Here is an 8,665-nt window from a genome sequence, read left to right on the forward strand (position 1 = left end):
GTAGTACACGGCTTAGCCAAGGAACCTTAAAAATGAATACCAAAAAAGTGCTTTTTACAATTTGCTTCTTCACTGTGCTTAGTGCATGTTCAAAACAAAAAATTACAGAAACAGAAGATACGCCGACCAAGCCCTCAGTAAGTTTTGAAACTTATTCGGCTCATGACTTTTTCCAGACAACAAGCTACGGCCTAGCAAACTCCAATGGTTATGCTTGGTCCCATGACAATAAACATATTCTTATTCAATCCGACAAATCTGGTGTCTTTAACGCCTACACTGTCGATGAAAATGGAGTTCAAACTTTATTAACAGATTCTGATTCAAATGCCTACTTCGTAAGTTCATTTTTCCCCGATGACAACAGAGTTATTGTCTCCGCAGACCAAGGCGGAAATGAGCTCAACCATATATTTGTTCGCCAGTTGGATGGTACCTTAATTGACGTCACGACAGGCGACAACCTTAAAGCGTTCTTTGGTGGCTGGGCAAAAAACAATCGGGCTTTTTATGTTTGGCACAATGGACGTAACCCTGCGAACTTTGACCTATACAGTATTGACGTTAAAAGCTATGAAGCTTCGTTACTATTCGAGAATCCTGGTTTCGCGCCAGGATCTATAAGTAAATCAGGAAAATGGTTAACACTTGATAAACCCCGTACAAGTGCAGATTCTGATATCTATTTAGTCGACTTACTAAGTGAAGAAAAGCAGCCGATTTTAATCACTGAACATCAAGGTAACATTGCTTATTCAACTTATGATTTTACACCCGACGAAAAGCATGTAGTTATGAGTACAAACGAGCATGGTGAATTTAATCAAGCATGGACTTATAACATTGCGACTAAAAGCAAAGCTCCTTTAATTCAAGCTGATTGGGACGTTAGTTTCGTTTTCTACTCACCAAGTGGAAGATATCGAATTCATGGCATCAATGCAGACGGCTTAACAGATGTTATTATCTATGATCAAACCACAGGCAAAGACTTATCGCTTAACGAGGTTCCAGAAGGTGAGTTAGGACAAATTAGGTTCTCAAGAGATGAGTCTAAGCTAGCCTTTGGATTAAACACGGATACCTCCCCATACAATTTATATATGTCGAATATTGGTGGCGATAGCGTGAGGTTAACTAACGCGCTCAACCCTATAATAAATGAAAGCAATTTAGTTACCGCTACTGTGGAACGTTTTGAAGCTTCAGACGGCACAGTTATTCCTGGGATCATGTATAAACCCAAGCAAGCATCCGCACTGCAACCTGTACCTGCATTAGTTTTTGTTCATGGCGGGCCAGGAGGACAAAGTACAAGAGGATACCGAGCGCTAATTCAGCACTTAGTCAATAACGGGTACGGAGTTTATGCTGCTAATAATCGTGGCTCATCGGGTTATGGCAAAACGTTTTTTCATATGGATGATAAACGGCATGGTCAAGAAGACCTCCGCGATATTGTAGAAGCGGGTCATTTTTTACGTAGTCTTGATTGGGTTGATGATGAAAAAGTAGGAGTTATGGGGGGGTCTTATGGCGGTTATATAACAGCGGCTGCTATGACCTTCCATCCAGACGAGTTTGAAGTAGGCATCAACATTTTTGGTGTAACAAATTGGCTTCGAACTTTGTCTAGCATACCCGAATGGTGGGCATCGTTTCGAGAGTCACTTTATGATGAAATGGGTGATCCGGCAACTGACTCTGAAAGGCACAAAGCTATTTCTCCATTGTTTCATGCTGAAAAAGTCACCAGGCCAATGTTAGTAGTTCAAGGAGCGAATGATCCACGAGTACTTCAAGTTGAAAGCGATGAATTAGTACAAGCCATTAGGGATAACGGTGTTTATGTAGACTACATACTATTTCCAGATGAAGGTCATGGTTTTTTACGGAAGGAAAACAGAATAAAGGCGTCGGAGGCGTATCTTAGCTTCCTCGATGATTACCTTAAAAAGCCATAGGTTTGACTATTTAGCGCCTGTTCGTCTAACAGGCGCTTTTTTAAAAACTAAGGCTCGATACTTTTAATGGCTTCTTCAATATCAAGATAATTCACAGACTCAACGAACCCAATACTGAAAGTTTGAGGGGTTGTGAGATACTTATCTTTGTTACTTCTGCCAAAACCTAACACTGTCATATGAGGTCTACTTACGTAATTATCTGGGTGGTCATCATCTTCGTGGTGAAACAAGTACAGCAATCTTGGGGATTTAACATCACCAAAAGCCATCCACTCGGGGCTGGGTAAGTCACCGATAAAAGGTTCATTGATAGAATGAGATTTGTTATCTGCAGACCCATACCAAAAATCTGTTGGGTCCATTTCGCCACCAGGTACCCCTTCATATTGCACCCAATATTTATAACCAGAGCTTACTGTTTTCATGGTGAAATCTAACCGTTCTGGATAAAAATCCCATTGCCCTTGCCACATACCATTATCAGATGTGAATATAATACGTACATGATCTGATGTGTTTATTTCAACTGCAGATGTCGCAGGATCGGTTCCAGCATTCATAGCATGAAAATAACTACCATCTTGCTTGTGAATCGCATTTGGAAAACCTCTGTATTCACCTTTGTGACCAGAACCTTTTTCTGGATGAAAGCCTATCCAATCAAACCCATCTTTATCAATCATACTAGACAGACCACCGCCTGTTTTCTCTAGGTAATAAGTAGCATTGCTAGTATTAATAACATAGGAAGGTAGACCACTTGCTGATTCATCAGTGCCATGAGTTAATATAATACTCGCTGAATCTTTAGATGCAGTACACCCTAAAACAAATACCATTAATGCTAACAAGGTTGCCGACTTTTTATTTTTTATAAGCATCACCTACTCGTACGTCTAGTGGCTAATAAGAGGATTAGATTGAGGCTTTGCACTTTTCTTTAATAACAGCCCTACAACCAAAATAGTAAATGAGCATGCTATGAAGATCCCTCTTCCCCAAACAGGATTGGGTATTAACGCCATAATACTGATGCCAATCCCCATATATATCACCATAGAGCCAAGCTTATGTCTTTGTTGCCTATCATAATTGTCTTGTTGATCATCTGCGATGACAGGGGTTTCAAGGTCTTTAAAGAACTCATCAGTTTGTAGCTTATATTGATCTTTTTCTGCTTGGTAAAACAAACTCGTTAAACAGAAGAAACCAGCTGTAATTAGTAAGTGCGAGCCGATCGTCAGGATAAGGTTCATATCTGACGCTTCCCTTCGGGTAAATTCTTCAAGCCCTACTAAGGTTGCAAATACATCTGCTGTAAATACGTTTCGTACAAACCAAGATACAAACAAACCAAGCATAACAGTTACCCATGGAGCCCATGATGGGGTTTTCTTGATAAATAAACCAAAGATTAATGGCACTAAAATAGGTACCTGGATCATCACAGAGAAAGACATCATTAAGTCAAATAGACTCAGCTCTTTCAGTGATTTGAAAAACAGTGCCATCACGATCACCAACAAGCCACTAATAAAACTTAATAATTTTCCCATATGCAAAAGATGCTTATCATCCACAACCTTATTACGCTTAGCTAAAAATGGTTGATAGATACTTCGAATAAAAATCCCTGAATTCTTGTTTAATGCCGAATCCATCGATGACATAGAGGCCGCGAATAAAGCGGCAAGTAGTAGGCCTACCGTACCTAAAGGCATAGCGTTTCGAGCAAATACCAAATACACAGCATCAGCAGCTTTGCTTCCAAGTTCAGTGTAAGATGCTGCCGCATCTGGATATAATATTGCAGAAGCCCAAGGAGGAATAAACCAGATAATACTGCCTACTCCCATTAAAACCATAGCTAATAAAGAAGCTTTTCTGGCATTATCTGAATCTTTGGCATTTAAAAATCGAAAAGAATCATTCAAATTCATTATGGTGATCAATTGCTTCGCAAGGAAGAAAATAAAGGTCCCTACTAACAACAAGCCATAATTCATATCAGGCCCCATGACGAAACCTGACGGGAATTGTGTAACGAGTTCAACTGGCCCACCAACCATGACTAAGGCCACAATTGCACAAGCTATGGATACAACGGCCACCACTAAGGTTTGCACAAAATCAGATGCTACCACTCCCCATGCACCTGAAAGCACAGAGATAAACAACACAGCTAAGCCAGTAGCGATAATAGTGGCATTGATGTCTGCTTCAAATACGGCACTCGTGAATACCCCAAGAGCATTCAACCAAATACCCGCATTTAAGAAGCTAAATACAATCAAAGCACAAGAGAAAAACAGTTCATTCTGCTCTCCAAAACGACGCTTTATCCCCTCTGTTGGTGTATCGACTCGCATTTGGCGAAAACGATAAGAGAAATATGCCCAACCACAAAAGTAGGCAAAAGTATTCGCAAAAAACACCAAACTAACCGCAAAACCATCAGTAAAAGCTTTACCTGCGGCACCTGTGAAAGTCCAAGCAGAAAATTGTGACATAAAGGCTGTTGAACCCACCATCCACCATAACATGCGGCCCCCCCCTCTAAAGTAATCACTGGTGGACTTTGCCGCCATTTTTTTGAAGGTAAAACCAATCCCCACAACTAAAAGAAAATAACCAGCTATTACTGCGTAATCATAGACCATGTTATCAAGCCTTAACTAAAGTTTACTTACATCAATCCAAGTGTCACTAGTACGAATCACATCGATAAGCTGTTGATATAGAGCACCTTCTCTGAAGGTTTGATAAGGTGGTACTGACTCACCTTTAATATCTTTGACTAGCTCACGGATTAGATACTGCCAGTTTCTTTCAGTATCACCTTTTATGTCTGGAACATCTGCTGCAATCTCAAAGGGCAACTGAGTCTCTATCCACTCTTTGTTTTCGCCATACAAATACAATGGCCCAGCGCCATAATGTCCTTTGATATAAATAGCCCCTTTACTGCCATAAAATGCCAGGTGATCTTCGTTGAACCTAGGATGCAAGCCACCGTGCTTAAACATCACAGACACTGGTTGTTTAGCAAACTCACTTTCAAGTTTAGCCATCACGTTATATGACCATTCAACATTAGACTCGCCCCATTTTAATGACGGATCGGTTATATCTTTTGGAATAAAATCACGACGAGTTTTAAAGTTATGCACCCCCTCAACTATCGGAGCCTTACCTAAATCATCTCGGACTTCCCCCATAATAGATAAAATTTTCTCGCCTATGACAGAGGTAACAATCGACATCATATGGGTGAAGTTATTATTTAAGCGCCCCCCCCCATCTTCTTTACGGTGTGACCAACCAAAAGGAATATCTCGTTCTAGGTTAAAATGAGAAATACACTCAACTTCAAGTGGCTCACCAATAACCCCTTCAGCGACTAACTTTTTAGCATGCATGATTTCGGGCATGTAACGAAAGCTTGAAGCAAACGCTGTTTTAATACCTTTTGCTTTTGCCAATTCATATAACTCTTTAGCACTTTCCCCACATGCAGTTAATGGCTTATCACTAAAAATATGACAGCCAAACTCTATGGCCTGTTTTATTGGCTCAACATGGGCACCACCGGGCGTGGCAATTGACACTACGTCAGGTTGACAGTCGATAAGTGCTTGTTGCCAATCTGTCCCCGCATAGGGAATGTCCATGTCTTTAGCCACTTCCTTCACTACACTCTCGGTTCGACCGACTATTCCTACAAGCTCTGCACCCACATTTCTAAATGCTTCTCCGTGACCTTGCCCAGCAAACCCAGTACCGCATATTAAAACTTTTATTTGTTTACTCATTTTTTCATCCTTTAATTCTAAAAGAACTTACCAATTCCATAAGGTCCCATCTTCTAATCTACTAATGGGTAAATATGAACGCTTATAGGGATATTTACTCGCAGCTTCTTCGCAAAATTCAATACCTAAGCCAGGTTTGTCGCTCATTAACGCCATACCATTTTCAACTTTAAAATCGTGATGGAATATTTCTTGTAATTGCTCGTTTCCAAAACCTACAAATTCTTGAATACCAAAATTAGGAGCCCAAATATTCAAGTGCATGTGAGCTGCAAAACAAACTGGAGATAAATCGGGGGCACCATGGGGGGCGGTTTTAACATTATAAATACTTCCAAAATCAGCAATACGCCTTAAAGAGGTGATCCCACCTGCATGGGTAGCAGCTGTGCGTATGTAATCGATTAGCTGGTTTTGAATTAAATCTTTACAGTCCCAAATGGTGTTATAGGTTTCACCTATGGCTAAAGGCACGGTAGTTTGTTGCCTGATCAACTTATAATTATCTTGGTTTTCAGCCATGGCCGCATCTTCTAAAAACATTAGATTATACTTTTCTAGTATTTGCCCTAATTTTGCAGACTCAACAGGTAAAAGGCGACTGTGAACATCATGTACAAGATGGATCTCATTGCCAAAACGCTCTCTTGCTTTGCTAAATAACTCTTCAATCATGTTGAAATATTTAGGGGTAGACCACTCCTCTTCAGGCGGTAAAGGTCTATTTCCCTGCAATTCAAAGTAATCCTTTTTATCCCCTAACACACCATAGGTTACCTTTAAGCCAGGAACGGCTGATTGTAAGCGTATTGCTTTGAATCCTTGGTCTATAAGTGCTTGGGCTTTATCTAGGGTGTCATCAATATTTTCACCATTGGCGTGGGCATATAAGGTGACCCCAGTGCGACTTCTTCCCCCTAATAGCTGGTAAACCGGTAAATTGGCCACTTTTCCTTTGATGTCCCAAAGAGCCATATCAATACCAGCAATAGCAGCCATAGTAATAGGCCCTTTACGCCAATAAGCACCACGATATAAATACTGCCAAATATCTTCAATATCCTGTGGATCACGACCAATTAAACATCGCGCTACGTGCTCTTCTAAATAAGCCACCACAGACATCTCTCGGCCATTTACGGTAGCGTCACCTAAGCCGTAAACACCTTGGTCAGTTGTGACCCTGACGGTGACAAAGTTTCTGCCTGGGCAAGAAACAAATACTTTGACTTCTGTAATCTTCAATTAGTGGCCTCTTAACTAAATAATGGTATAAACCGGCAAACTAAACCGGTTTAGTTGAATAATCTAGCATAATACTTCAAGATGTCAACATTATGTTAATTACCCTTATCAACGAAATTTTACATGGCAAAAATAAAACTTATCGATGTGGCTAACCTTGCAGGTGTTTCAAAAAGTACGGCATCACAGTATTTAAACGGGCGCTTTGAGTACATGTCTCAAAAAACAAAAGACCGCATTACCGACGCGATAAAAACACTAGATTATGTGCCTAATCCAATTGCGAGAAGTCTTAAATCAGACAAAACAAAAACAATTGGTGTGATAGTTCGAGACTTAACAGGCTTTGATACAAGCCATGTACTGAGGGGCATAGATGACTTTTGTAAAAACGGGGAATATAACGTCATTATTTACAATACTGACTTTGATCCAGAGGTAGAGGCTCGTTCAATACGAGCATTATATCAACTGAGAGTTGATGGCATCATTGTCTCTTCTTCTGGTAATAACTTGCATTTATTGCAAGAATACTCTGAGAATGGACTTCCCATTGTAGAGTTTCAGCTTGAACATGACGATACTGACAAGAACATTATCATCTCAGATTATAAACAAGCAGCCTTCGATGCCACTGAATATCTGATTCAGCTTGGCCACAAGCATATTTGTTTTTTAACGCAAAACTTTGAAAATGTAAAATCTAGAAATGAGAGATATCAAGGTTTTGTATCAGCTTTAGATAAACATAATATCCCGCTAGACAAAAACCTAATCCAGTATTGGCATAGAGAGACAGGCTTTCAAAACTCTGTAAAAGATATGCTCCACTCAACTCCTGCCCCAACCGCTATTTTTACCCAACATTTAGCGATCACCACGGAATTATTAACGCAATTTAACCAAGAAGACATTAGCGTACCTGAAGATATTTCTTTAATAGGGTTTGATGAAATCCCTATGGCGGAATTTTTTAAAGTTCCCATTACAGTGGTGAAACAAGAACCTTACAAAATTGGCTCAGAAGCAGCTAAACTTTTACTAGAGCATATTCACAACAAAACACTAGCTCACAAGAAAATATTAGTGCCCTGCTCTGTTGTAAAAAGACAATCATGTAAATTGAATGCATAAAGAAACCTATAGCCAAAGGCTATAGGTTTTTAATTTTTCATTTACCTATTATAAAGACCTAACGCACAGCGCACGGGCAAAACTATCTTTTGAGTCATTACTCCAAAAAGCGGTTCCATTACCATAAACCATATAAGCATTTAATGGATTATCAGGTGGCTCAGTAATTGACCATAGTAGAGTTGCGGAAACATTTTCTTCTACAGTGAGCACAAACAACGGTTCTTCTGCTAACTGTAACGCCGCTCTAAGCTCTTCTATTCGAGGTAAACGCCAGTCTTCATTAGCATTTAATGTCAATTCCTCGCAATATGCCACAGCGCTATACCAATTAATCTCAGGTCCTTCAGGTAACTTGTTGTCTTCCCACTCTATTAAAGCGTCTGGGTCATATGGTTCAACCACGGCAACATTAAGGCCAGACAAATCAATAACTTGTTTCTCGAAATTAGTTTCAACAATTATAGAAGCATAAACCCCAGTCAACCCGACACGCTCGATTGATAT

The 8,665-nt window shown here is 40.0% G+C and carries 7 protein-coding genes; 2 read left to right on the forward strand and 5 right to left on the reverse strand.

Going from position 1 to position 8,665, the window contains the following annotated elements:
- Positions 1-32 precede the first annotated feature (32 nt).
- Positions 33-1,964, forward strand: coding sequence for a S9 family peptidase (locus EOK74_RS19370; RefSeq protein ID WP_133471765.1), 1,932 nt, complete (start codon positions 33-35; stop codon positions 1,962-1,964).
- Positions 1,965-2,011: 47 nt separating this feature from the next.
- Here EOK74_RS19370 and EOK74_RS19375 read toward each other — a convergent pair whose 3' ends face one another.
- Genes EOK74_RS19375 through manD form a run of 4 tightly spaced genes read right to left on the reverse strand, consistent with a single transcriptional unit; the run spans position 2,012 to position 7,024 of the window.
- Complete coding sequence (locus tag EOK74_RS19375) at positions 2,012-2,848, reverse strand: hypothetical protein (protein ID WP_420818941.1); 837 nt, start codon at positions 2,846-2,848, stop codon at positions 2,012-2,014.
- A gap of 15 nt (positions 2,849-2,863) precedes the next feature.
- Positions 2,864-4,627 carry a sodium:solute symporter family transporter gene (locus EOK74_RS19380; protein ID WP_133471766.1) on the reverse strand — a complete coding sequence of 588 codons (1,764 nt, stop codon included), beginning with the start codon at positions 4,625-4,627 and terminating at the stop codon, positions 2,864-2,866.
- A gap of 15 nt (positions 4,628-4,642) precedes the next feature.
- Entirely contained in the window at positions 4,643-5,779 is a 1,137-nt protein-coding gene (locus EOK74_RS19385; RefSeq protein ID WP_133471767.1) for a Gfo/Idh/MocA family protein, read from the reverse strand.
- 27 nt (positions 5,780-5,806) lie between these two features.
- Entirely contained in the window at positions 5,807-7,024 is a 1,218-nt protein-coding gene (gene manD / locus EOK74_RS19390; protein ID WP_133471768.1) for a D-mannonate dehydratase ManD, read from the reverse strand.
- Positions 7,025-7,147: 123 nt separating this feature from the next.
- Here manD and EOK74_RS19395 point away from each other — a divergent pair, with 123 nt between their 5' ends.
- On the forward strand, positions 7,148-8,158 hold the full coding sequence (locus tag EOK74_RS19395) for a LacI family DNA-binding transcriptional regulator (protein WP_133471769.1): 1,011 nt from the start codon (positions 7,148-7,150) through the stop codon (positions 8,156-8,158).
- Between the two features lie 48 nt (positions 8,159-8,206).
- Here EOK74_RS19395 and EOK74_RS19400 read toward each other — a convergent pair.
- On the reverse strand, positions 8,207-8,665 hold a 459-nt coding region (locus EOK74_RS19400), incomplete at its 5' end, for an Lcl domain-containing protein (protein WP_166638806.1).

This window comes from Paraglaciecola marina (assembly GCF_004360155.1).
Taxonomy (GTDB): domain Bacteria; phylum Pseudomonadota; class Gammaproteobacteria; order Enterobacterales; family Alteromonadaceae; genus Paraglaciecola; species Paraglaciecola marina.